Annotated in this window: 25 protein-coding genes; 5 read left to right on the top strand and 20 right to left on the bottom strand. The window is 72.5% G+C overall.

Annotation, left to right across the window (positions count from 1 at the left end; translation table 11 throughout):
• Positions 1-26: 26 nt before the first annotated feature.
• From DDE18_RS11805 to DDE18_RS11795, 3 genes are read right to left on the bottom strand one after another with little or no spacing between them, the layout of a single operon-like run.
• A complete protein-coding gene (locus DDE18_RS11805) occupies positions 27-2,642 on the bottom strand; it encodes a DUF4153 domain-containing protein (protein WP_211754511.1) in 2,616 nt (871 codons plus the stop codon).
• Positions 2,639-3,343 (bottom strand): response regulator transcription factor, encoded by a 705-nt coding sequence (locus tag DDE18_RS11800; protein ID WP_116572440.1) that lies wholly within the window; start codon positions 3,341-3,343, stop codon positions 2,639-2,641. The genes DDE18_RS11805 and DDE18_RS11800 overlap by 4 nt, the downstream gene beginning before the upstream one ends.
• Positions 3,344-3,352: 9 nt before the next feature.
• Positions 3,353-4,438: a sensor histidine kinase gene (locus DDE18_RS11795; RefSeq protein WP_116572439.1), complete on the bottom strand. Its 1,086-nt coding sequence runs from the start codon at positions 4,436-4,438 to the stop codon at positions 3,353-3,355.
• A gap of 71 nt (positions 4,439-4,509) precedes the next feature.
• Here DDE18_RS11795 and DDE18_RS11790 point away from each other — a divergent pair, with 71 nt between their 5' ends.
• Entirely contained in the window at positions 4,510-5,145 is a 636-nt protein-coding gene (locus tag DDE18_RS11790) for a LysE family translocator (RefSeq protein WP_116572438.1), read from the top strand.
• An 18-nt stretch (positions 5,146-5,163) separates the two neighbouring features.
• Here DDE18_RS11790 and DDE18_RS11785 read toward each other — a convergent pair whose 3' ends face one another.
• The 7 genes from DDE18_RS11785 to DDE18_RS11755 form a co-directional block, all read right to left on the bottom strand.
• Positions 5,164-5,436 (bottom strand): DUF4031 domain-containing protein, encoded by a 273-nt coding sequence (locus tag DDE18_RS11785; RefSeq protein WP_116572437.1) that lies wholly within the window; start codon positions 5,434-5,436, stop codon positions 5,164-5,166.
• 40 nt (positions 5,437-5,476) lie between these two features.
• A complete protein-coding gene (locus DDE18_RS11780) occupies positions 5,477-6,151 on the bottom strand; it encodes a hypothetical protein (RefSeq protein ID WP_133241215.1) in 675 nt (224 codons plus the stop codon).
• A 346-nt stretch (positions 6,152-6,497) separates the two neighbouring features.
• The gene (locus DDE18_RS11775; RefSeq protein ID WP_245916620.1) at positions 6,498-7,376 is read right to left on the bottom strand and encodes a TrmH family RNA methyltransferase; all 879 of its coding nucleotides are present in this window, start codon (positions 7,374-7,376) and stop codon (positions 6,498-6,500) included.
• A 28-nt stretch (positions 7,377-7,404) separates the two neighbouring features.
• Positions 7,405-7,791, bottom strand: a complete 387-nt coding sequence (rplT, locus tag DDE18_RS11770) for a 50S ribosomal protein L20 (RefSeq protein ID WP_116572435.1) — start codon at positions 7,789-7,791, stop codon at positions 7,405-7,407.
• A gap of 70 nt (positions 7,792-7,861) precedes the next feature.
• Positions 7,862-8,056, bottom strand: a complete 195-nt coding sequence (rpmI, locus tag DDE18_RS11765) for a 50S ribosomal protein L35 (RefSeq protein WP_116572434.1) — start codon at positions 8,054-8,056, stop codon at positions 7,862-7,864.
• Positions 8,057-8,156: 100 nt separating this feature from the next.
• A complete protein-coding gene (gene infC / locus DDE18_RS11760) occupies positions 8,157-8,840 on the bottom strand; it encodes a translation initiation factor IF-3 (protein ID WP_211754527.1) in 684 nt (227 codons plus the stop codon).
• 276 nt (positions 8,841-9,116) lie between these two features.
• Entirely contained in the window at positions 9,117-9,620 is a 504-nt protein-coding gene (locus DDE18_RS11755) for an SseB family protein (protein ID WP_116572432.1), read from the bottom strand.
• A gap of 62 nt (positions 9,621-9,682) precedes the next feature.
• On the opposite strand from DDE18_RS11755, the gene DDE18_RS11750 reads away from it, so the two are divergent.
• The 4 genes from DDE18_RS11750 to DDE18_RS11735 are packed head-to-tail and all read left to right on the top strand — an operon-like array spanning position 9,683 to position 12,856.
• On the top strand, positions 9,683-10,135 hold the full coding sequence (locus tag DDE18_RS11750) for a cellulose synthase (protein WP_116572431.1): 453 nt from the start codon (positions 9,683-9,685) through the stop codon (positions 10,133-10,135).
• A 10-nt stretch (positions 10,136-10,145) separates the two neighbouring features.
• Positions 10,146-11,366 (top strand): amino acid deaminase/aldolase, encoded by a 1,221-nt coding sequence (locus tag DDE18_RS11745; RefSeq protein WP_116572430.1) that lies wholly within the window; start codon positions 10,146-10,148, stop codon positions 11,364-11,366.
• Positions 11,363-11,929: a uridine kinase family protein gene (locus tag DDE18_RS11740; RefSeq protein ID WP_116572429.1), complete on the top strand. Its 567-nt coding sequence runs from the start codon at positions 11,363-11,365 to the stop codon at positions 11,927-11,929. Before DDE18_RS11745 ends, DDE18_RS11740 begins: the two co-directional genes overlap by 4 nt.
• A gap of 9 nt (positions 11,930-11,938) precedes the next feature.
• On the top strand, positions 11,939-12,856 hold the full coding sequence (locus tag DDE18_RS11735) for an aldose 1-epimerase family protein (protein ID WP_116572428.1): 918 nt from the start codon (positions 11,939-11,941) through the stop codon (positions 12,854-12,856).
• On the opposite strand, the gene DDE18_RS11730 is transcribed toward DDE18_RS11735, so the two are convergent.
• The 10 genes from DDE18_RS11730 to ribD all read right to left on the bottom strand — a co-directional run bounded on the left by DDE18_RS11730 (position 12,853) and on the right by ribD (position 22,157).
• Positions 12,853-14,142 carry an esterase-like activity of phytase family protein gene (locus tag DDE18_RS11730; protein WP_116572427.1) on the bottom strand — a complete coding sequence of 430 codons (1,290 nt, stop codon included), beginning with the start codon at positions 14,140-14,142 and terminating at the stop codon, positions 12,853-12,855. The two genes, DDE18_RS11735 and DDE18_RS11730, sit on opposite strands and share 4 nt — an antisense overlap.
• A 67-nt stretch (positions 14,143-14,209) precedes the next feature.
• Complete coding sequence (locus DDE18_RS11725) at positions 14,210-14,659, bottom strand: PH domain-containing protein (protein WP_116572426.1); 450 nt, start codon at positions 14,657-14,659, stop codon at positions 14,210-14,212.
• Entirely contained in the window at positions 14,643-15,533 is an 891-nt protein-coding gene (gene hisG / locus DDE18_RS11720; protein WP_116572425.1) for an ATP phosphoribosyltransferase, read from the bottom strand. The genes DDE18_RS11725 and hisG overlap by 17 nt, the downstream gene beginning before the upstream one ends.
• Positions 15,534-15,540: 7 nt before the next feature.
• The gene (locus DDE18_RS11715; RefSeq protein ID WP_116572424.1) at positions 15,541-15,804 is read right to left on the bottom strand and encodes a phosphoribosyl-ATP diphosphatase; all 264 of its coding nucleotides are present in this window, start codon (positions 15,802-15,804) and stop codon (positions 15,541-15,543) included.
• Positions 15,805-15,873: 69 nt separating this feature from the next.
• Positions 15,874-17,991 (bottom strand): phosphocholine-specific phospholipase C, encoded by a 2,118-nt coding sequence (locus tag DDE18_RS11710; RefSeq protein ID WP_170313275.1) that lies wholly within the window; start codon positions 17,989-17,991, stop codon positions 15,874-15,876.
• A gap of 75 nt (positions 17,992-18,066) precedes the next feature.
• Entirely contained in the window at positions 18,067-18,543 is a 477-nt protein-coding gene (ribH, locus tag DDE18_RS11705) for a 6,7-dimethyl-8-ribityllumazine synthase (protein WP_116572422.1), read from the bottom strand.
• Complete coding sequence (locus tag DDE18_RS11700; RefSeq protein ID WP_116572421.1) at positions 18,540-19,814, bottom strand: bifunctional 3,4-dihydroxy-2-butanone-4-phosphate synthase/GTP cyclohydrolase II; 1,275 nt, start codon at positions 19,812-19,814, stop codon at positions 18,540-18,542. Before DDE18_RS11700 ends, ribH begins: the two co-directional genes overlap by 4 nt.
• The gene (locus tag DDE18_RS11695; RefSeq protein WP_116572420.1) at positions 19,811-20,497 is read right to left on the bottom strand and encodes a nicotinamide mononucleotide transporter family protein; all 687 of its coding nucleotides are present in this window, start codon (positions 20,495-20,497) and stop codon (positions 19,811-19,813) included. Before DDE18_RS11695 ends, DDE18_RS11700 begins: the two co-directional genes overlap by 4 nt.
• The gene (locus DDE18_RS11690) at positions 20,494-21,123 is read right to left on the bottom strand and encodes a riboflavin synthase (protein WP_116572419.1); all 630 of its coding nucleotides are present in this window, start codon (positions 21,121-21,123) and stop codon (positions 20,494-20,496) included. Before DDE18_RS11690 ends, DDE18_RS11695 begins: the two co-directional genes overlap by 4 nt.
• Positions 21,123-22,157, bottom strand: coding sequence for a bifunctional diaminohydroxyphosphoribosylaminopyrimidine deaminase/5-amino-6-(5-phosphoribosylamino)uracil reductase RibD (gene ribD, locus DDE18_RS11685; protein WP_245916619.1), 1,035 nt, complete (start codon positions 22,155-22,157; stop codon positions 21,123-21,125). The genes DDE18_RS11690 and ribD overlap by 1 nt, the downstream gene beginning before the upstream one ends.
• Positions 22,158-22,217: the final 60 nt, after the last annotated feature.

Raw genomic sequence — 22,217 nt, 5'->3', positions numbered from 1 at the left:
CCGCCGCTCCTCGGTTCCCACCGACGCTATCCGCGCTCGCCGAACTGCGTGTAGAGCGCGCTGCACGGGTCGTCTGCGGGCCCAGGTGGAGCCGGCAGGTCCACGCCCTCCAGGGCGTCGGCCGCCCGTGTCCGGCCGAGGTTCCACGCGAGCGGGCTCTGGCCCTCCTCGAGCCGGTCGGCCGGCAGGTACTGCAGCACGCACCCGGCGACCTCCTCGGGCAGCCGCTCGACGATCACGGGCGTGGCATCCGCCGAGAGCGACTGGAGGTAGCGCAGGTCGAGCCTGCCGGTCGCCTCGTAGCGGTCGATGTTGCGGCCGGCCACCCAGGCGTCCGGGTTGACCGCCGCGAGCGCGAGCAGGGACAGCGCGCCGCTGAGCAGCGCGAACCGGGGCAGCCAGGCGCCGCGCCCCAGGACGCCCAGCACCATCACCGCGAGCACGACCAGGCCGAGCCAGGCCTCGAAGACGTCGACCGTGACGCGCAGCGTCGTGAAGCCGTAGGCCTCCTGGTAGAGGCGCATCCGGTTCAGCGCCGACGCCACGACCACCAGGGTCAGCACGCACAGCAGGCCGATCGACAGCCGCAGCCACAGGCGGTCGGCCGCGGTGTCACCGGCCCGGCGAGCCGCCGCCCAGACGACCAGCAGGGTGAGGGCGGTGGCCACGGTCAGCTGGCCGAAGCCCTGGTGCACGTGCTCGGCGTACGTCAGGCCGGTGGTCTCCTCGATGTAGGCATGCCCGCCGAACACGGCAGCCGCCTGGGCTGCGAGGAAGACCAGGAACACCGCGTCGACGAGCAGCACCGGCACCAGCCACTCGAAGCGGTTGCCCAGCGGGGCCGGCCGGTCACGGTCAGGGTCGACTCGCGGAGGGTTGAGGGCGAGGTACGCCGCGGCGAGCGTCAGGCCGAAGACCAGGAACGCCACGAACGACCGGAGCACCAGGTCGTTGAACGTCAGGTTGGGCACCAGGGCGTCGACCCAGGTCGCGAAGAGCGCGTCGGCCGACGCGAAGAGCGCACCGAAGACCAGCAGGCCGAGCAGCGACCACACGACAGTGCGCACGACCGCCGGGGCACGGCCGCCGGAGCCGACGAGGCGGACGCTGCGGCCCAGCCAGGGCAGGCCCCGCAGGGAGGCCAGCGGCCACGAGACGCCGGTGAGGAGGAAGCCCGGCAGGGTCCGCGCGCCGGTGACGCCGATGAGGAAGACCCCGGCCGCGGTGAACACGCACAGGCCGACGAACGGCCAGCTGTCGAGCAGCGCCACCGGCAGGACGAGCAGCACGCTGAGCGCGGTGCAGGAGATCGTGAAGGCGTCGGCACGGCGGCGAGCGGTGGCGAAGGCCGCGGCGCCGGCGGCCAGCATCACCAGCAGCCAGGAGAGCCCCGGCAGCGTGTGGGTCACCAGTGCCCCGCCGAGCACGCCGACGGCGGCGCTGGTGAGCACGACGCGCAGCCCGTAGCGATCCCCTCCCTCGGGCCAGGACCGCCCGAAGACGGCGTCGAGCGCGGACGGCGCACCGACGTCCCGGGCGGGCGGGGCATCCGTCATCCCGACCCGAACCCAGGGCTTCGGGTCTGCACGACCGACCGGCTGGGGCTCACCCGCGAACGGGACCTCGGGCGCAGGCGCAGGCGCCTCGGGCAGCTCGAGCCGGATGCGCGCCCCGGCGGAGTCCGGGGCGGGGTCGAGGAACCGGAGCGTGCCTCCGTGCAGCGTCGCCACCCAGCGGGAGATCGCCAACCCGAGCCCCGTGCCCCCACCCCCGGTGGCGTCGGTGCCGAACCGCTCGAAGGCGCGCTCCCGGTCGGCCGCGGGAACCCCGGGCCCGTCGTCGACCACCTCGAGCCACCAGCCGCCCTCGTGGGCGCCAGCAGTCACCCGGATCGGCTGCTCACCCGAGCCGTGGCGGGCGGCGTTGTCCAGCACGTTGACCAGCAGCTGGCGGAGCCGCCCGGGATCGGCGGCGACCTCGAGGTCGGCGGGCACGGCGACGTCGTACTCCCCTGCCCGGCCGGACGCGACGACCACCTCGACGCACTCGGCGACCAGCGGCGCGACCGCGACCGACTGCGGCTCGAGGTGGGTCGCGCCCGCCTCGAGGCGCGAGAGGTCGAGGAGCGCGGTCACCAGGTCGCGCAGCCGCTCCGCCTGGGTGAGCGCCTCGGCCAGGCGGGGCGGGTCGGCGGGCACGACGCCGTCGGCGAGGTTCTCCAGGATCGCGGTCATCGCCGCCAGGGGCGTGCGCAGCTCGTGCGAGACGGTCGCGATCAGGTCGCGCCGCTCGTGGTCCACCCGGGCCAGGTCGGCGGCCATCGTGTTGAAGGCCGCGGCCAGCCGGCCCACCTCGTCGCTGGCTGTCGCGTGCACCCGGCCGCTGTAGTCGCCCGCCGCCATCTGCTGCGTCACCTCGGTCATCCGGCGCAGCGGCGCGACCATGCCCGCGGCCAGCAGCTGCGTCACCGCGAGGGCGAGCGCGACGGCGACGGGGACGGTCAGCAGGGCAGGCACGCCCGCCGCCGAGCCCAGGGCCGAGAGCAGCGCGGCGACGACCACGGAGGCCGCGACGAGGACGCCGAGCTTGGTCTTGATGCTGGTGAGGGCGTCGAAGCGGGCGCTCACGCCGGTGGAGCTCACTGGCCGGCCTCCAGGGCGTAGCCGACGCCGTGGACCGTGCGGATCCGTCCCGCCCCGATCTTCGCGCGCAGCGCCTTGACGTGGCTGTCGACCGTGCGGGTCCCGTAGGCGTCCGCCCAGTCCCACACCTCCGCCAGGAGCCGCTCGCGGGTCAGCACCTGGCCGGGCTCCCGGGCCAGGCAGACGAGGAGGTCGAACTCGGTCGGCGTCAGGTGCACCTCGGCGCCACCGACGGTCGTACGCCGCGTGCCGGGGTCGACCCGGAGGTCACCGGCGACGAGGGTGGCCCTGCCGGGGGCGGCCTGCAGCTCGGCCGCCCGCTCCACGCGCCGCAGCAACGCCGCCACCCGGGCCACGACCTCGCGCATCCGGAACGGCTTGGTGAGGTAGTCGTCGGCCCCGACCCCCAGGCCGACGAGGATGTCCGCCTCGTCGTCGCGGGCGGTGAGCATCAGCACCGGGACGGGTCGGGTGGCCTGGATCCGCCGGCAGACCTCGTGGCCGTCGAGGCCGGGGAGCATCACGTCCAGGAGCACGGCGTCCGGCTCCTCGCGGGTGACGGTGTCGACCGCGCTGGGCCCGTCGAACGCCTGCGTCACGGCGTACCCCTCCGCCCTCAGGCGGTCGGCGAGCGCGTCGTTGATGGTGCGGTCGTCCTCGACCACCACGAGCCGTCGCTGCGCAGGGGACGGGTGGGTCATGCCCCGACCCTAGGAGGGCGGAGCGGGTGGAGACGGGGACGACTCGTGAAGGTTCTGTGCAGATGGCCAGTGGACGGTGATCCGGGCGCCTCCGGAGGGCGACTCCCCGATGGCGATGTCTCCCCCGTGGGCGCGGACCAGGCCGTGGACGATGTACATGCCGAGGCCCGAGCCGCCGGCGCCGGACGTCCAGAACTTGGTGAAGACCTGCCGGCGCAGCTCCTCGGGGATCCCGTCGCCCTCGTCCTCGACGACGATCCTCGCGCCGGGCCAGGTTTGCTCAGGCGGGAGTGCCTCGAGGGAGACGCGCACGACGCCCTCGCCGTGGCGGACGGCGTTCTCCACCAGGTTGGTGAGGACCTGGGTGAACTTGTCCGGATCGGCGTGGATCCCCGGCACGTCGTCGGCGAGGACCACCTCGATCGGGCGTGCGGTGCCCGCGGCCACCGAGTCGGCGACCCTCTGCACGAGCACCCGCCCGTCGCAGTCGCGCGGGTAGAGCTGCAGCCGCCCGGTGTCGATGCGGGCCACGTCGAGGAGCTCTGCGATCAGGCGGGCCAGCCGGTCGGCGTCGCTGTGGACGGTGTGGAGCATCAGCTTGCGCTGGTCGTCGCTGAGCTTGTCCCAGCGGTTGAGGAGTGCCTGGACGAAGCCCTTCACGCCCGTGAGGGGCGAGCGCAGCTCATGGGCGACCGTCGCGACCAGGTCGGAGCGCTCCCGGTCGAGCCGGGCACGGCCGCGGCCGGTGCGCAGCCCGATGGCCACGCCGGTCACCGGGCCCAGCGGCACGTCGCGCAGGATCCGGGCGGTGGTGAGCACCTCCTCGCCGGCGTCGTTGAGCCAGGACTGCTCGGGGATGCCGCGCCGGATCGAGATGCTGCCGAACGGGTCGTTGACCTCCAGCCAGGTGCGCGCGTCCTGGTCCTGCAGCCGCAGCACGTCGGCGAGCTGCTGTCCCCGCGACTCCCGTGGCACGCGAAGCAGGCTCGCCGCCTGGTCGTTCAGCACGGTCACCACGCCGTCCGCGCGCGCGCCGAGCACGCCGTCGGGGTAGGAGTCGGCGAGGTCCCGGGTCGGCTCCTCGGGCGTGGGCACGATGCAACCCTAGTCGGAGGCAGCCGCTGATATCGGCTCGCAGGGCGCGCCCGGGACTGCCACCATGAGGCATGCCCACCGCGTCCCAGCTGCTCGCCTTCGTCGTGGCCTCCCTGCTCTTCATCCAGGTGCCGGGACCGAGCCTCCTCTTCACCATCGGCCGCGCTCTCACGGTCGGCCGCCGCGACGCCCTGCTCTCCGTGGTCGGGAACGCCCTCGGCCTGGTCGCGCAAGTGGTGCTCGTCGCGGTGGGGCTGGGCGCGGTCGTGGCGCAGAGCGCCGCGGCCTACACCGTCGTCAAGCTCGCGGGAGCGGCGTGGGTCGTCTGGCTGGGCATCCAGGCGATCCGCCACCGCCGGGACGCCCGGATCGCACTGATCGCCGGCGTCGGCCGCACCACGGAGTCCACCGCCCGCGCGCTGCGGACCGGCTTCCTGGTCGGCGTCACCAACCCGAAGACGATCGTCTTCTTCCTGGCGTTCCTTCCCCAGTTCACCAACGCCGAGGCCGGGCGCGTCGGCCTGCAGGTCGCGCTGCTCGGCCTGCTGTTCGGGCTGATGGCGGTGGCGTCCGACTCGCTGTGGGCGCTCGGCGCGAGCCGCGCGCGCGACTGGTTCGCCCGCAGCCCGCGCCGGCTCGACGCGATGGGCGCCGCCGGCGGCGCCATGATGATCGGCCTCGGCGCGACGATGGCGGCGAGCGAATGAGCCCCCTCCCGACCCGCCTCAGGCGCGGTGCGTGCGCGTGGGCTTCGGCCGCCTGAGCCCCGCCTTCCGCAGCCGGATGACCAGCTCGCGCGAGGTCACCGGCACGGCGCCCGCCTCGACCATCGCGTCGTAGTAGTCCGACGGGACGTCGTAGTGGTCCCCGTCGAAGCCACGAGCCGGGACGCCGTTCGCCAGTGCGAAGGCGTGCAGCTCGTCGTACGACGTGTCGCTGGCCAGGTGGGACCAGAGCCGGTCCCAGCGGGGCACGGCGGGCGGGTCGATGAGGATCATGGTCGGCCCAGCGTGCCAGATCGGCCCCCGCGAAGCCGGCTCACGCTCCGTCGCAGGACTCCTGCTTCGCCTCCCCGAGCTGCTCGCGATAGGCGTTCAGCTCATCGACACCCTGCCTCCAATACCTCCGCCACAGCTCGAGCGCGAGCTCGGGCGACAGCTGGCCGGCGCGGAGCAGGTCCATGTCGATGACGTGGTGGTGCCAGGTCCGGATCGACACCCGTGCGGCATCCAGCGTCTCGTCCCGTGCCTCGATGCCCTCATCACACGCGGCGAGGGCCTCGGTGTCCACGGCGATGCCGTCGGGCGTGACCGGCGTCGGGCATGACGGGTCGCTGGCGACGTACTCGCCATCGGCCTCGGTGAACGCCGTGACGTTGTCGGTAGCCAGGATCCGGGTCTGCTCCCAGAACGCCGTCGCCTGGGCGAAGGTGATCTCCCCGGCAACCAGCTGGTTCATCGCGTCGACATGCACCTGCCACTGCGCGAGGGAGATCGCGGCAGCCTGAAGGGGCTGCTCCTGTGCTTCCCAGACCCTTCGGCATTCCTCGACCGCCGCGTCGATGGCGGCCTGGAACGACTCCGTGTCGAGGGGGGTGGGCGGCGACGTGCTGGGTTCGATCTCGACCGTCGCTCTGTCTGGTGCCTGGGGGGACCGCTCCTCCTCGAGGCTCAGCCAGGACAAGGTCGTGGTCATCGCAATCACAGCGACCACGACCGCGATGGTGCCGAGCCAAGGATGCGGCCTGAGTCTGGTGTGGCGCCTGTCCTGACGCACTTTTCCTCCCCATCACCCCCAGAACCACGCTACGCCGCGTTCGACGCACCGAGGCCGACTGCGAGATGTCTTCCCTGAAATGGGGTGAGGATTGGGGTGAGTCGTCGCCCTCGGCGAGACGCGGCCGGATGAACCCGACGGACCTGATGCAGCAGCTCCACGGGCGCTCAATCCGGCGACCTCTTCATGACGCTACGTCTTGCCCCCGCTGAGCGGGGGCAAGACGTAGCGTCGCGCTGGCGGTGTTCTCGTGACAGGCCCTCGTCCCTCCACGGCCGGCCGGTCAGCCACGCTGGGCGCGGGCGCTGGCGTAGAGGCAGACCGCGGCCGCAGTGGAGAGGTTGAGGCTCTCGGCCCGGCCGTGGATCGGGATGGCGACCCGGTGGTCGGCCAGCGCGGCGAGCTCGGCGGGCAGGCCCCAGGCCTCGTTGCCGAAGAGCCAGGCGGTGGGGCCGGCGAGGACGGTGTCGGAGAACGACGCGTCGAACAGGTCGACCTCGCCCTCGCCGTCGGCGGCCAGCACGGTGAGGCCGGCAGCCTGGGCCGCGGCGACCGCCGCGGCGGGGTCGGGCTCGACCGCGATCGGCAGGTGGAACAGGCTGCCGACGGTGGCCCGGACGGTCTTGGGGTTGTAGGCGTCCACCGAGCTGCCCGCGAGCACCACGGCACCGGCGCCGGCGGCGTCGGCGGTGCGGATCACGGTCCCCGCGTTGCCGGGGTCGCGCACGTCGGCGCAGACCGCGACGAGCGCGGGGCCTCGATACGCCTCGCTCGTGCCTCGCTCGGCTACTCGACCAGCGAAGAGCGAGTCCAGCGGGACGTCGAGGAACCGGCAGACGGCGACGAGGCCAGCGGGCGTGACCGAGTCGGACAGCGACGCGAGGGCCCGGTCGTCGACCAGGCTCCAGGCGACGTCAGCGGCACGCGCGGCGGCCGCCAGCCCGGCGTACTGCTCGGTGGCGGCGATCGTGGCGAAGACCTCGACCACGCAGGAGGCACCGTCCTCGAGCGCATGGGCGAGCGCGCCCTCGACGGCCTTCGGGCCGTCTGCAAGGAAGAGCCGCCGCTCGGCGCGGGCCGAGCGGCGGCTCAACTTGCGTGCGTCCTTGACCCGAGCGTTGCTCGCGGCCAGGGGGGTCTCGATACGGCGCTCGTCCCTCACGCCTACTCGACCACCGATCCGGCGCGGATCAGGCGGAGACCTTGGGCGCGTTGACGTCCTCGGGCAGCGCGGCCTTGGCAGTCTCGACGAGCGCGGCGAACGCCGGGGCGTCGTTGACGGCGAGGTCCGCGAGGATCTTGCGGTCGACCTCGACACCCGCGAGGCCGAGGCCCTGGATGAAGCGGTTGTAGGTCATCCCGTTGGCGCGGGCAGCGGCGTTGATGCGCTGGATCCACAGCTTGCGGAAGTTGCCCTTGTTCTTGCGGCGGTCGTTGTAGCTGTAGACCAGAGAGTGGGTGACCTGCTCCTTGGCCTTGCGGTAGAGGCGCGACCGCTGGCCGCGGTAGCCGCTCGCCCGCTCGAGGGTGGTGCGACGCTTCTTCTGGGCGTTCACTGCGCGCTTGACGCGTGCCATCTTCTTTACTCCTTGTTGCTAAGACTGGAGGCGGTCTCGACTTCGCTCGACCAACCGGTGGGAAAGCGGATCAGAGACCCAGCAGCTTCTTCGCGCGGGGGACGTCGGCCTTGGCGACCTCGGTCGTGCCGGACATGCGGCGGGTGACCTTCGAGGGCTTCTTCTCGAGGTTGTGGCGCAGGCCCGCCTTCTGGCGGCGGATCTTGCCCGAACCGGTCACGCGGAAGCGCTTGCTGGCGCCCGAGTGGGTCTTGTTCTTCGGCATGGTGTCTCTCTACTTCCGTGTCGTTGATTCGGGTGGATCGATTGCTCGATCGAGTCGTGACGTCGTCACGCGATCGTTGCTCGATCGAGTCGTGACGTCGTCACGCCTCGATCTCGGGATCGAGGTTCTCGGAGCGGCCGCGCTCCTTCTTGGCCGCGACCGGCCCGGCGGCGTGCGCCGCCTCGCGCTCGGCGCGCTCCTCGGCCTCGGCAGCGGCACGCTCGGCGGCCCTGCTCTCCTTGGCGGCCTGGGCGTCGACCTTGGCGTCCGCCTTCTTCTTGTGCGGCCCCAGCACCATGATCATGTTGCGGCCGTCCTGCTTGGGAGCGGACTCGACGAAGCCCAGCTCCTGCACGTCCTCGGCGAGGCGCTGGAGCAGGCGGAAGCCCAGCTCCGGGCGGTGCTGCTCACGACCACGGAACATGATCGTGATCTTCACCTTGTCGCCGGCCTTGAGGAACCGGACGACGTGGCCCTTCTTCGTCTCGTAGTCGTGCGCGTCGATCTTGGGACGAAGCTTCATCTCCTTGATGATCACGTTCGTCTGGTTGCGCCGGGCCTCGCGGGCCTTCTGCGCGTTCTCGTACTTGAACTTGCCGTAGTCCATGAGCTTGCAGACTGGCGGCCGTCCCTGCGGGGCGATCTCGACGAGGTCGAGGTCGGCCTCCTGGGCAAGCTTCAACGCCTGGTCGGTCGGCACGATGCCGACCGTCTCGCCGTTGGGTCCGACGAGCCGGACCTCGGGAACCCGGATCCGCTCGTTGATGCGCAGCTCGGTGCTGATGTGTCCTCCAGTGGTGGAATGGCCCTCTTGGGTGGTCTTCGCGGGAGTGCCATCACCTGAAATGCACGATGGCTCCCACTTGTCCCAAGCGGAAGCCAGTCAGCACGCGCCTCCCCGGACAGGGGAACACGTCCTCATGGACCGGACCCGACGACCTGTGGTGCGTTGATCCGGGGATCGGCGGTCGATGCGGGTGGGAGACGCGTGGTGTCCGAGCCTCCGCTTGGAAGATCGGTCCCTCTCGGGACTGATCGGTCAACGCCCAAGCCTAGGGGATCATTCCCCTGAGACGCGAATCCAGGCGCTCCGCTCCCCCGCGCGGGCCAGCTGCCAGCCGGCGGCCAGGCCGGTGAGGTCGTCCCCCTCCACCACGAAGGTGGCCGGGCCGGCGACGTCGATCACCAGCGCCGCCGCGTCGTCCTGGATGGCCGACTGGGCGGCGACCCGCGCCGGCACGGCGACCGGCCGGGCCTCCGGGTTCCAGGCCGCGAGCGCGTCGGTGGAGGTGAACGCGAGCAGCGCGAGCCGGCCGTCGGCGCCCTGGAGCAGCACCGCGGCCATGTCGCTGGTCTTGTCGTGCGCCAGCCCCTGCTCGTCGTACTCCACCTCGCCGAGCAGGGCGACCACGGGGACGAGCAGGCGGGAGGAGCGCAGCGCCATCAGCGCGTCGACATAGGCCCCACCGCGGGCGTACGCCGCGAGCGCGGCCGCCACGGCCGGGTCGGCCGAGCCGTCGTCGTCCGGAAAGGAGGACTCCAGGATCCGCCGCTCTGCACTCACGGCGTCATCGTCCCACGCGCCGGCGAGCCACGGATGCGGTGGCCTGTGACAACCTGAGGGACATGACTGAGGTGACGTGGGGCGCCCTCGCCCTGGCCCTGACCGTGGTCGGCGTGATCTGGACGTGGGTGGCCTTCCGGCGCCGCGGCGCGGCCAACGGGCTGCGTGCCCTCGGGTTCACGCTGCTGCCCGCCGCTGCCTGGCTGACCGGGACGCTGGAGATGTTCACCGAGATCGCCGGCTCGGTGACCGACTGGGCGACGGGCCTGGTGTTCAACCCGTTCGTGTGGACCGGCGTCGGCCTGGCCGGCACGTCGCTGCTGCTGTTCCTGGTCTCCGGCATCCTGCGCGACCGGCAGCTCGCGCGCGGCTCGAGGAGCGCCCAGGCTCGCCCGGTGGCCGAGCGGCGAGACCCTCAGCTGGGCGCAGCCGCGAGCGCGCAGCCCGGCCGCCCGGTCATCGACGACGACCTGAGCGACGTCGAGGCGATCCTGAAGCGCCGCGGCATTGAGTGAGCACGACCGAGTGACGGGTCACGACTTCGTCGACCGCAACCGGCTCTGGGCGCGACTGCGCGCCGCCGTCGAGGGACGCGACTTCCTGCCCAGCCCGGTGCTCGTGGTCGACGTCGACGCCTTCGACGCCAACGCGGACGACCTGGTGCGACGCGCGAGCGGCAAGCCCGTCCGGGTGGCCTCGAAGTCGCTGCGGGTCCCGGCGCTGGTCTCCCGGGCGCTCGCCCGCGACGGCTTCTCGGGCGTGCTCGCCTACACCCTGCGCGAGGCGATCTGGCTGCACGAGCACGGCATCAGCGACGACGTCGTCGTGGCCTACCCGACCGTCGACCGGGGCGCGCTCCGGGAGCTGGTGATGTCGCCGTCGGAGGCTGCCGGGATCACGCTCATGATCGACGACGTCGCCCACCTCGACGTCGTCGACTCGGTGCGCGCCTCGCGGGCGGTGCCGGTGCGGGTCGCGATCGACGTCGACGCCGGCCTGCGGATGGGCGGCCAGCACGTCGGCCCCAAGCGCTCCCCGCTGTACGACGCCCGGGAGGTGCGGGCACTCGCCGAGACCGTGGCGGCCCGGCCGGGCTTCGAGCTCGTCGGCCTGATGTCCTACGAGGGCCAGGTCGCCGGCGTCCCCGACGAGGTGCCGGGCCAGCGGACGAAGTCGCTGCTGGTGCGCCGGCTCAAGCAGGCGTCCCTGGCACAGGTGGAGGCCCGCCGCCGCGAGGTCATCGACGCACTGCGGGACGTGGCGAAGATCGAGTTCTTCAACGGCGGTGGGTCTGGCTCGGTCGCGGAGACCGCCGCCGACCCCAGCGTCACCGAGATCGCCGCGGGGTCCGGCCTGCTGTGCCCGGCGCTCTTCGACCACTACACCTCGTTCAGCCCGCGGCCTGCCGCCTTCTACGGCCTGCGCGTCACCCGGCGGCCCTCCCCCGCGCTCGCGAACGTCCACGGCGGCGGCTTCGTCGCCTCGGGTGCCGCCGGACCCGACCGGCTGCCCACGCCGTGGGCGCCTCCAGGGCTCCACCTGACGAGCCTCGAGGGAGCCGGTGAGGTGCAGACGCCCCTCACCGGCCATCCCGCGGCCATGCTGGCCGTGGGTGACCTGGTCTGGTTCCGCCACGCGAAGTCGGGCGAGCTCTTCGAGCACGGCAACGAGGTGCACCTCGTCTCGGGCGAGGAGATCGTCGACACCGTGCCGACCTACCGCGGCGAAGGACTGGCCTTCGGATGAGCAGCGCGGCCCAGCACGATCGGGCCACCGAGGCCGCCCGTGAGGTCGTCGCGTTCGTCCGGTCGCGACCGCCGACCCTCGGCACCGGCCGCCTGGTCTGCGTGGACGGTCCGGCCGGCTCCGGCAAGACGACGCTCGCGGCTGCGGTCGCAGCCCTGGCGCCGGACGCGGTCGTCGTACACACCGACGAGCTGCTGGAGGGCTGGCCCGGCCTCCCCGGGCTGGCCGCCACCATCGAGGCCCTCCTCGTGCCGCTCGCGGAGGGCCGGACCGGCCGGTGGCGGCGCTGGGACTGGCACGCCTCGGCCTGGGCCGAGACCCACGAGGTCGCGCCGGGCGGACTGCTGGTGGTGGAGGGCGTCGGGTCGTGGGCGCCGGCCTACTCGGCCCTCGTCGGGTGCCTGGCCTGGGTCGAGGCGGACCCGGACGTCCGGCTGGACCGGGGCCTCGAACGCGACGGCGAGCAGATGCGCGGCCACTGGCTGCAGTGGCGGCAGGACGAGGATGAGCTGCACGCCCGGCTCCGCACGCGCGAGCACGCCGACGTGGTGCTCACCACCTAGGGTTGGCCCATGCTGGCACCGAGCGGGGAGCAGTACGAGATCGAAGGCGGCGGCTACCGCGCCGTCGTGACGGAGAGCGGGGCGGCGCTGCGCGTGCTGGAGTACGCCGGGCGGCCCCTCGTCGACGGCTTCGGACCCGACGAGATGGCATCCGGGGGCCGGGGGCAGCTGCTGATGCCGTGGCCCAACCGCATCCGCGACGGCAAGTACTCCTTCGGCGGCCGGGAGCACCAGCTCCCCCTCACCGAGCCGTCGCGCCACAACGCCTCGCACGGCCTGGCGCGCTGGGTGGCGTGGACCCTCGAGGAGCACACGTCCAACTCGGTGTCGCTGGTCTACCGGCTGATGGCCCAGACGGGCTACCCCTGGCTGGTGGACCTGCACGTGCTCTACGACCTCTCCGCCGAGGGGCTGCAGGTGACCCAGACCGCCACGAACATGGCCGGCGAGCCCGCGCCGTACGCCTGCGGCGCCCACCCCTATCTCTGCGTCGGCGAGGGGATCGACCACCTCGAGCTGACCCTTCCGGCCTCGCGGCGGATGACCAACGACGAGCGGCTGTTGCCGGTGTCGGTGGACGACATCACCGGCACCGACCACGACTTCCGCAAGTCGCGGGTGATCGGCTCGACCGTCTTCGACAACGCCTACACCGACCTGGACCGCGACGACGAGGGCATCGCGACCGCGGTGCTCAGCGATCCCGCCACCGGCCTGGGGGTCGCCCTGTGGGCCGACTCGCACGTGCGCTGGCTGCTGGCCTTCAGCGCCGACGCCACCCCCACGGCTCGGCGGTCACTGGCGATCGAGCCGATGACAGCGCCGGCCGACGCGTTCAACTCCGGCCAGGACCTCGTCACCCTCGCGCCCGCGGGGCAGGAGGGTGACGAACTGTCCGTCTCCTGGGGGATCCGCGCGGTCGACTAGGGCTCGTCAGTCCGAAGTGGCAGCAGTCGCCGGTCGACCTTGAGCGGCTCGGCCAGGGTGATCACGACGTACTCGTTCGGGTCCGGCACGGTCGCCGACCGGCCGCCCGTCGCGGGGAAGTTGTTGTCGTTCATCACCGCGATCGTGCGGCGATCGAGGATCTCCACGTCCTCGATCGTCCAGAACGGGAACGTGAACGGGTCGCCGAAGCCGCCGAGGCCCTCGGGGTTGGCGACGTCCATCAGGTCGACGAGCAGTCGCTTGGAGACATAGCCGTCACCGTCCCGGTCGCGCAGGTCGGCCAGGTAGATCCGCTTGAACCGCGCGGCGTCGCCCTGGAGGTTGTCCCGCTCGATCACCAGCGCCTCGTGGCGGTTGACCATGATGAAGTCGCCCAGGGCGTGCTGCTCGCTCTGCATCCGGTAGCGCAGGAAGCCGTCCTGGAAGGCTCCGTCGCGGACGGTGTAGATCCGCAGGTCGGCATCCAGCCCGGCGGCCTTGTCCTCGGCGATCGCGCCCTCGAGCATCGGGTGCAGCGTCCGGCCGTCGGGCGTGACCGCGAGGCCCTCGTAGCCCTTCGAGTTGGCCAGGTTGGCGGTCTCACCGGCCGCGAGCGTCGGGTTGGACAGGCTCTTCACGCCGGGCGTCGGGATCGGCGGCTCGAGCAGCGCGCCGTCGGACGAGAGGTGCAGCAGGAACGGGCCGAACTCCTCGCCGACCCACCACGTGCCGTCGGCGGCACGCTGGATCGACTCCGGGTCGAAGTCCCAGCCGGTGAGCTTCCGGTCCGGCGCCGGGCAGGTGTAGCCGGCGGGCAGGGTGCCGGCCGAGGCGGCGGCTGCACAGCCGCCGTCGCGCCAGGTGGTCCACGGGACCAGCCGGTCGGGGTCGCTGAAGGTGAAGAGGGTCTCGTCGTACGACGTCTCGCCGGCACCGTCCGCGTCGTCGGTCTCCGGCGTGATCCGGTGGACCGAGAGCAGGAAGTCGGCGCTGATGGCCTTGGCACCGAACCCGTTGTCGGAGAGCACCACGAGGCTGCCGTCGGCGAGCGCGTGGGTGCCCGAGAAGCCCTGCACCGGCTGGCCCGGGTAGGGCGCAGGGACGGCCGCGTTGCCAGTCGTCCAGTGGCCGCTGGTCTCGCTGCCGGGGACGTAGGTCTCGGCCGGCAGCACCGACCAGGCGGACAGGGTGGCTCCCTCGGGGTCGACCTGTGACCCGGCGGTGGCCGGGGCGACGGCGGCGATCGGCGCCACGAGCGCGAGGGCGAGGGTGGGTGCGAGTCTCATGGCCCGACCCTCTCGGTCACGCGTGACGTGATCATGACACCGAGAAGAACATCAGCGACCGCCCACCTCAGCCGGGCCGGTCGATGAGCGAGCGCAGCTGCCGTACGGCGGTGCGCGCGCGGTTGCCGTCGGAGCCCTGCAGCGCCATGACGGCGGCGGTCGTGCCGTCGGCCAGGTCGAGCGTCGCCCACGGCGCGCCCTGCGGCAGGTGGATGGCGACGACCTCCGCCCACTCGTAGTCGCGGCGGCGGTAGCCGTTGACGACCGTCAGCCCCGCCTCGCTCGCCGTCACCCGTGAGCGCACGAGGGCGTAGCACGCCGACCCGGCGAGCAGCGCCAGGGCGACCAGCGTCGTGCGCTGCAAGAGCGTGAACCGGGCGCGGGTCTCGGCGTCGAAGCCGAACCAGGCGAAGGCGCACAGGAGCAGCAGCAGGCCGCCGAAGAACAGCATCGCCAGCCGCACGCCGAGCGGACGCCAGGTGTGCGGCAGCGGCGGTGCGTCAGAGCCGGCAGGCATGGATGTCCGTGAGCAGGATCGCCCGCGCGCCCACGTCGTACAGCTCGTCCATCAGGCGCTGGGCGCCCGCGCGCGGCACCATCACCCGGACGGCCACCCAGCCCTCGCGGCCGAGCGGCGAGATCGTCGGGCCCTCGAGCCCGGGGGTCACCGCGACCGCGGCCTCGACCCGGTCCCGGGGGATGTCGTAGTCCATCATCACGTAGCTGCGAGCCACCAGGACGCCGTCGACGCGGCGCTTGAAGACCTCGAAGCCGGGCGGGACGTCGCCGCCGCGGGTGATGAGCACGGCCTCGGACTCGAGGATCACCTCGCCGAAGGTCGCCAGCCCGGCCGCCTTGAGCGTGGAGCCGGTCTCGACGACGTCGGCGATCACGTCGGCGACGCCGAGCTGGATGCTGGTCTCGACCGCGCCGTCGAGGCGGGTCACCGTCGCGTCGATGCCGCGGTCCTGCAGGAAGGACTGCACGACCCCGACGTACGACGTGGCGATGCGCAGGCCGTTCAGGTCCTCGAGCCGCGTGTAGCGACCAGCGGGGCCCGCGAAGTGGAAGCGGGAGCGGCCGAAGCCGAGGCTCATCACCTCCTCGGCCTTCGCGCCCGAGTCGAGCAGCAGGTCGCGGCCGGTGATGCCGACGTCGAGGGTGCCCTCGCCGACGTAGAGCGCGATGTCGCGGGGCCGGAGGTAGAAGAACTCCACGCCGTTGTCGGCGTCGATGAGCGCGAGCTCCTTGGAGTCGTGGCGCTGCCGGTAGCCCGACTCCCGGAGGATGTCGGACGCGGCCTGGGAGAGGGCGCCCTTGTTGGGGACGGCGATCCGGAGCAGGTCGCTGCCGTTGCCGTTGCCGTTGCCGCCGAGGGATGCGCTTGTCATCAGGGCCTCACAGGTGTGCGTAGACGTCGTCGAGGGTCAGCCCGGTCGCGATCATGAGCACCTGGGCGTGGTAGAGCAGCTGGCTGATCTCGAGCGCTGCGGCGTCCTTGCCCTCGTGCTCGGCGGCCATCCAGGACTCGGCGGCCTCCTCGACCAGCTTCTTGCCGATCGCATGGACGCCGGCGTCGAGCTGCTGCACGGTGCCGGATCCCTCGGGTCGGGTCTGGGCCTTCTGGTTGAGCTCGGCCCAGAGCTCCTCGAACGTCTTCACGGGTGACAACCCTAAGCCCCGGCGCGCTCCGGTCCGGCGCAGGTCTCACGCGCAGCGCCCGACCGTGTCTCAGGCGGTGACGCCCTGCGACGCGGTCTCCACCCTGCCCGTCACGCGACGCCGGAAGGTCTCGTCCTCTGCGGCGACGACCTCGAGGTCGTACCAACCCCGGTCGGTCCCCCACGCGATCTCCCGACTCGCCCCGGGGGCGAGCTTCACCTTCACGGCGGAACCCACGTAGGCCAGCGGACGCACGGTCAGGGTGACCGGTGCGCTGCCGTCGTTGGTGAGTGCCAGCTCGAGGCTGGAGCGACGGGCGCGGGTGGACTGCCGCACGTCAACGCCCGCGGCAGCCCCGGTGAGGGTCCCGGACGCCTCGTACCAGTACTGGTTGGGCCCCTGGACCACGAGGTCCCAGCGGCCTCCGGCGGGAATCACGGCCAGCTCCTGCTGTCCCCAGGCCGGCACCAGGAGATGCTCGACCCGTGGCAGCTCGCCGGCGAAGCCGTAGACGTGGGCGGCCAGAGCCTCTGACCCGGCGTTGCCGAGCCGGAGCCGCAGGACCCCGCCGGCCAGCCCGGCCGAGGCAGTCGGCCCGTAGGCCAGCCGGCGCGATCCGCTGCGGCCGGCCTCCTGCTCGGGCAGCTCCTGGTCGGCCGGAGGCACCGGCCGCCACCGGGCGACCGGAGCCGGGACGGCGTCGGGCTGGGTGAGGCTCGGCGGGCTGCCCGCGCGGGTGAAGTCGAACGCCGAGGTGAGGTCCGAGCAGACGGCGCGACGCCACGCGGAGATGTTGGGCTCGGCGACACCGGTCCACCTCTCCAGGAAACGGAGCGTCGAGGTGTGGTCGGCGACCGCGGATTCGACGTGACCGCCGATCGTCCACGGCGACACGATCGTCATCGGCACCCGGGGCCCGAGGCCGATCGGCTGGCCGGCGTACCAGTCGTCGCCGTTGCCGGAGGCGGGGCGGGGGGCGATGGGCGGCGGCACGTGGTCGAAGAAGCCGTCGTTCTCGTCGAAGTTGATCATGATCGCCGTCCTGGACCAGGTGTCGAGATCGGAGGCGACGATGTCGAGGAGGTCGTAGATCAGATTGGCCGAACCGACCGGGGTCGAGGCGCCGGGGTGCTCGGACAGCGCCGCGGTTGGCACCAGCCAGGTGACCCTCGGGAGGGTGCCGGCGGCGATGTCGTCACGGACGCGCGTGAGTAGCGTGCCGGGCCGGCTGCGGTACATCGCCTTGTCGAAGAGGGACCGCTCCTCGGCGGTGAGCGCGGCGCGCCCCACCTCGAGCTGCGCCAGCAGCCGGTCCTGCTCGGCGGCCGGCTTCGCGTGCAGCGAGTCGTAGAACTCCTCTGTCGTGCGGTAGGTCCCGTCCACGTGGGCCAGCATCTTGGTGCCGATCCGCTTGAACGGGAGGAAGTACTCCACGGCGTTATCGGTGAAGTTGTCCCACTCCTGATAGATCTGCCATGACACCCCGGTCCGCTCGAGGCGCTCGGGGTACGTCGTCCAGTCGTAACCGCCGTGTGAGTAGCTGTAGGCGGCGTTGGTCACCGCGCGGCGGACGCCGTCGGGCTCGTAGCCGGTCGTGCCGCTCCAGAAGTAGTTGCGGTTGGGGTTGGTCGAGCCGAAGACCGAGCAGTGGTAGGCGTCGAGGGTGGTGAATGTCTCCGCGAGCTCGTACTGCAGCGGCACGTCGGTGCGGTCGTAGTAGGTCATCGTGGCCGTGCCCTTCGCCGGCACCCAGGCGTCCCACCAGCCGTCCGCCCAGGCGCGGGTGGCATCGCTGAAGCCGTGCGGGAGATCGCCGAGGTACTGGATGTCGGTCGTGGGCCGGCCCGCGGCGGCCGCCGCCTCGCGCACCGAGAAGGGCAACACCTGGCCCGCTGGACCGCCCGGCTGGTGCATCACGTCGCTGCCGGCCCGGCGCCGCAGCGGCGTACGGTCGCCGTACCCACGGACGCCGCGCAGTTTGCCGTAGTAGTGATCGAAGGAGCGGTTCTCCTGCATCAGCAGGATGACGTGCTCGATCGCGTCGAGGCCGCCCGCTCGCATCGGCGCCGCCATCGCCCGGTGGACCGACGGGGGAAGGAGCGAGCCGGCCACCGCGAGCCCGGCGGCCGCGCCGCCCGCCTTGATCACCTGTCGCCGGGTTGCCTCTGGACGCCTCGAGTCAGTCATGTGCGGCATCCCAGCAGCGGGCGTTGAACGCGCGGCACCGAGATGCCGAACGCTGGTCGTCCGCGGGCTGGCCGGCTAGGCGCGCAGGTCGGTGAGGGTGCGCGCAGTCGCCAGCGCGGCTGCCGTCGCCTCCCAGCCCTTGTCCTCGCTCGACCCCTCGAGGCCGGCCCGGTCGAGGGCCTGCTGCTCGGTGTCGCAGGTGAGCACGCCGAAGCCGACGGGCACCGTGTGGTCGAGCGCGACCCGGGTGAGGCCGTCGGTCGCGGCCGAGCAGACGTACTCGAAGTGTGGCGTGCCGCCACGGATCACGACGCCGAGCGCCACCAGCGCGTCGTACCCCTGGCCGGCCACGGCCTGCGCGACGACGGGCAGCTCGAAGGTGCCCGGCACGCGCACGACGGTGGCGTCGGTGACCTGGTGGGCGTCGAGCGCGCGCTGCGCGCCGGCGAGCAGGCCGTCCATCACCTGGGTGTGCCAGCTCGCGGCGACGACGGCGACCCGCAGGTCGCTGCAGTCCATCGGCTGCTGGTCGGGGGCTCCGTGTCCGCTCACTGGTGCAGCTCCTCCGTGGTCTCGACGACCGTGGCCGAGGTCAGGTCCGGGAGGACGTGGCCCATCCGGTCGCGCTTGGTGCGCAGGTAGTCGATGTTGTGCTCGTTGGTCTGTGTCGTCAGGCCGACCCGCTCGGCGACGTGGATGCCGAAGTCCTCCAGGCTGGCGGTCTTCTTCGGGTTGTTGGTCAGCAGCCGCACGCTCTCGATCCCGAGGTCGCGCAGGATCTGCGTCGCGGTGCCGTAGTGCCGCGCGTCCGCCGGCAGGCCGAGGTCGAGGTTGGCGTCGACCGTGTCACGGCCGCCGTCCTGCAGCTCGTAGGCCTGCAGCTTGGCGACCAGGCCGATGCCCCGGCCCTCGTGACCGCGCAGGTAGACCACCACTCCCCTGCCCTCCTCGACGATCCGGGCCATCGCCTCGTGCAGCTGGGGCCCGCAGTCGCAGCGGTGGCTGCCGAACACATCGCCGGTCAGGCACTCGGAGTGCACGCGGGTGAGCACGGGTCGCGACCCCGCTCGGCCAGCATCGGAGATGTCGCCGTGGACCAGCGCGAGGTGCTCGCTGTCGTCGATGGTGATCCGGTAGCCGTACGCCGTGAACTCGCCGTGCGCGGTCGGCAGGCGGGTCTCGGCGACCCGCTCGACGTGCAGCTCGTGGCGACGGCGGTAGCGCACCAGGTCGTCGATGGAGATCATGGCGAGGCCGTGCTCGTCGGCGAACTCCCGCAGCTCGGGGCCGCGCTTCATCGTGCCGTCGTCGTTGACGACCTCGACCAGCACACCCGCCGGGGTGAGCCCGGCCAGCTTGGCCAGGTCGACTGCGGCCTCGGTATGGCCGCGGCGCACCAGCACGCCGCCCTCCCGGTAGCGCAGCGGGAAGACGTGGCCCGGGCGGGTCAGCTCCCACGGCTCGGTGGCACTGTCGGCGAGCACGCGCGCGGTGTGGGCGCGGTCGGCCGCGCTGATGCCAGTGCTCACGCCGTCGCGGGCGTCGACCGAGATCGTGTACGCCGTGCGCAGCTTGTCCTTGTTGTGCGGCGTCATCAGCGGGATCTCGAGCCGGTCCAGCATGTCCGCGGGCATCGGCACGCAGATCACGCCGCTGGAGTGGCGGATCGTGAAGGCCATCAGCTCCGGCGTCGCCTTGGCGGCAGCGAAGATGATGTCGCCCTCGTTCTCGCGGTCCTCGTCGTCGACGACCACGACCGCCTTGCCCGCGGCGATGTCCTCGATCGCCCGCTCGACGGGGTCGAGCCTGATCTTGTCGCTCATGCGCCAACCTCCTCGAGGGTCGGGTCCATGGCCTGCGGCGCCGCCGACGCCTCGCGCCAGACGAAGAGCCCCACGACCACGAACCCCGCGTAGACGACGTACATCGCCGCCGTCGGGTAGTAGCCCGCCTGCACCAGCGTGGTCACGCCGACCACGTCGACGAGCAGCCACACGATCCAGAACTCCACCCAGCCGCGCGCCATGCCGTAGGTCGCGAGCATCGAGCCGGCGAGGATCCAGGCCTCGGTCACGGGGCCCCAGGAGCCGATCAGGAGGAGCAGGAGGTACGCCGCGGCGTAGCCGCCGACACCGAGTGCGAGCAGCTGGGCCCGCTCCGGCCACGAGGCCCAGCGCGGAGTGATCGCTCCCCCGTCGGCGGCACCGCCGGCGCGCTTCTCGGCCGTCCAGCGCCACCAGCCGTAGAGCGCCATCGCGGCGAAGAACACCTGGCGGCCGGCCTGGCCCCACAGCGGCTCGCTGTCCGCGCCGCTGAGCGCGCCGGTCGCGAAGACGGTGAAGAGCAGCGCGTTGCCGACGAGCCCGACGGGCCACGCCCAGACCAGGCGGCGCATGCCGAGGACGGCGCTCGCGAGGCCGAAGAGGTTGCCCACCACCTCGCGCACGTGCAGGCCGGTGTCGCCCACGGGGATGACTCCGTGCAGGAGCCAGTCGAGGAGGGTCATGCGTCGTCCTTCGCGTTCTCGGTGAACCGGTCGAGGTAGCCGCTCGCGAGCAGCTTCTCGACGTGCTTGGCGATGACGTCGGCCTCGAGGTTGACCCGTGCGCCGACCTGGCGGGTGCCCAGCGTGGTGCGGGCGAGGGTCTCGGGGATGAGGCTGACGGTGAAGCTGTCGGGGCCGGCCTCCACCACGGTCAGCGAGACGCCGTCCACGGTGATGGAGCCCTTGTCGACGAGGTAGCGGGACAGGTGCTGCGGGAGCGAGATCTCGACGACCTCCCAGTGCTCGCTGGGAGTGCGGCGGAGCACCTCGCCGACCCCGTCGACGTGGCCCTGCACGAGGTGGCCGCCGAGCCGCTTGTCGACGGTGACGGCGCGCTCGAGGTTGACCCTCTCCCCCGGCGCGACGCCGGCGAGCGAGGTCTTGTCGAGGGTCTCCTGCATGACGTCGGCGGTCCACCTGCCGCCGTCCGTCGAGACCACCGTGAGGCAGCAGCCGTTGACCGCGATGGAGTCACCCAGCCCGGTGCCCTCGAGCACGGTTGCTGCCTCGATCGTGAGCCTGATCGCGTCGCCCTGCTCCTCCACGGCCGCGACCGTGCCGAGCTCCTCGACGATGCCGGTGAACATCAGTGCCTCCTCATGGTGAGCCGGACGTTGGTGTCCTCGCCGTCGTGCCCCTGCAGGACGTGCACGTCGTCCACGTGCAGGCGGAGGGCCTCGGCGATGGTGGTGATGCCGAGGTCGGCGACCGCGCTGGTGCCGGCGCCGAGCAGCATGGGCGCGACGTAGCAGACGACCTCGTCGACCAGGCCGGCCTCCAGGAAGGCCGCTGCCAGGGTCGGGCCGCCCTCGAGAAACACGTGCTGCCTCCCTCGTTGGTGCAGCAGCTCCAGTGCCTCGCGGGGGTCGCGGGTGCGCAGCTGGACCGTCTCGGCGCGGTCGTTGAGCACCCGCCTGTCCGCGGGCAGGTCGCGCAGGCCCATCACGGCGCGCAGCGGCTGGCGGGCGACGGGCTCGTCCACCTCGTCGCGCACGGTCAGCTCGGGGTCGTCGACGACGACCGTGTTGGCGCCGACGAGCATGGTGTCGCACTCGGCCCGGAGCCGGTGGGTGTCCAGCCGGGCGGCTCGGCTCGAGACCCAGCGGCTGGTGCCGTCTGCCGCGGCGCTGCGCCCGTCGAGCGTGGTCGCGAACTTCCACGTGACGTAGGGCCGGCCGTGCTCGACCGCGAACGTCCAGGCCCGGTTCAGCGCGCGGGCGTCGTCGGCCATCAGTCCGCCCTCGACCTCGATGCCGGCCGCGCGCAGCCGGTCGGCGCCGCCTGTGGCGACCGAGCTCTGGTCGGACGCCGCGTGGACCACCCGGCGTATGCCTGCGGCGATCAGCGCCTCGGCGCAGGGCCCGGTCCGGCCGGTGTGGTTGCAGGGCTCGAGGGTGACGACGGCGGTGGTGCCGCGCGCGGACTCTCCCGCCTCGGCCAGTGCGGCGGCCTCGGCGTGCGGCGTGCCGGCGCCGCGGTGGAAGCCTTCCGCGACCTCGGTGCCGTCGTCGGCGAGCAGGACGCAGCCCACGCGCGGGTTGGGGCCGTGGGGGACGCCGGGGGTCGCCGCGAGCTGGAGCGCGCGGCGCATCGCGCGCTGCTCTGCCTCGCTGGTCGTCATCTCGCCTCCGGGTCCGTGGTCGCGGACTCCGGGGCGTCGGCACTCACAGGGCGCGGACCC

The organism is Nocardioides gansuensis (genome assembly GCF_003076135.1).
Classification (GTDB): domain Bacteria; phylum Actinomycetota; class Actinomycetes; order Propionibacteriales; family Nocardioidaceae; genus Nocardioides; species Nocardioides gansuensis.
Note: the sequence above shows the minus strand (reverse complement) of the source record. Positions and strands in the feature narration are given on the sequence as shown.

What these genes read in the sequence shown, in the direction of transcription:
- DDE18_RS11785 (WP_116572437.1), bottom strand. Translation starts at nt 5,436, where the DNA reads ATGATCCTCATCGACCCGCCCGCCGTGCCCCGCTGGGACCGGCTCTGG.
- DDE18_RS11710 (WP_170313275.1), bottom strand. Translation starts at nt 17,991, where the DNA reads ATGACTGACTCGAGGCGTCCAGAGGCAACCCGGCGACAGGTGATCAAG.
- DDE18_RS11740 (WP_116572429.1), top strand. Translation starts at nt 11,363, where the DNA reads ATGAGCAGCGCGGCCCAGCACGATCGGGCCACCGAGGCCGCCCGTGAG.
- DDE18_RS11735 (WP_116572428.1), top strand. Translation starts at nt 11,939, where the DNA reads ATGCTGGCACCGAGCGGGGAGCAGTACGAGATCGAAGGCGGCGGCTAC.
- DDE18_RS11695 (WP_116572420.1), bottom strand. Translation starts at nt 20,497, where the DNA reads ATGACCCTCCTCGACTGGCTCCTGCACGGAGTCATCCCCGTGGGCGAC.
- DDE18_RS11730 (WP_116572427.1), bottom strand. Translation starts at nt 14,142, where the DNA reads ATGAGACTCGCACCCACCCTCGCCCTCGCGCTCGTGGCGCCGATCGCC.
- ribD (WP_245916619.1), bottom strand. Translation starts at nt 22,157, where the DNA reads ATGACGACCAGCGAGGCAGAGCAGCGCGCGATGCGCCGCGCGCTCCAG.
- hisG (WP_116572425.1), bottom strand. Translation starts at nt 15,533, where the DNA reads ATGACAAGCGCATCCCTCGGCGGCAACGGCAACGGCAACGGCAGCGAC.
- rpmI (WP_116572434.1), bottom strand. Translation starts at nt 8,056, where the DNA reads ATGCCGAAGAACAAGACCCACTCGGGCGCCAGCAAGCGCTTCCGCGTG.
- DDE18_RS11750 (WP_116572431.1), top strand. Translation starts at nt 9,683, where the DNA reads ATGACTGAGGTGACGTGGGGCGCCCTCGCCCTGGCCCTGACCGTGGTC.
- DDE18_RS11690 (WP_116572419.1), bottom strand. Translation starts at nt 21,123, where the DNA reads ATGTTCACCGGCATCGTCGAGGAGCTCGGCACGGTCGCGGCCGTGGAG.
- DDE18_RS11725 (WP_116572426.1), bottom strand. Translation starts at nt 14,659, where the DNA reads ATGCCTGCCGGCTCTGACGCACCGCCGCTGCCGCACACCTGGCGTCCG.
- DDE18_RS11800 (WP_116572440.1), bottom strand. Translation starts at nt 3,343, where the DNA reads ATGACCCACCCGTCCCCTGCGCAGCGACGGCTCGTGGTGGTCGAGGAC.
- DDE18_RS11790 (WP_116572438.1), top strand. Translation starts at nt 4,510, where the DNA reads ATGCCCACCGCGTCCCAGCTGCTCGCCTTCGTCGTGGCCTCCCTGCTC.
- rplT (WP_116572435.1), bottom strand. Translation starts at nt 7,791, where the DNA reads ATGGCACGCGTCAAGCGCGCAGTGAACGCCCAGAAGAAGCGTCGCACC.
- DDE18_RS11700 (WP_116572421.1), bottom strand. Translation starts at nt 19,814, where the DNA reads ATGAGCGACAAGATCAGGCTCGACCCCGTCGAGCGGGCGATCGAGGAC.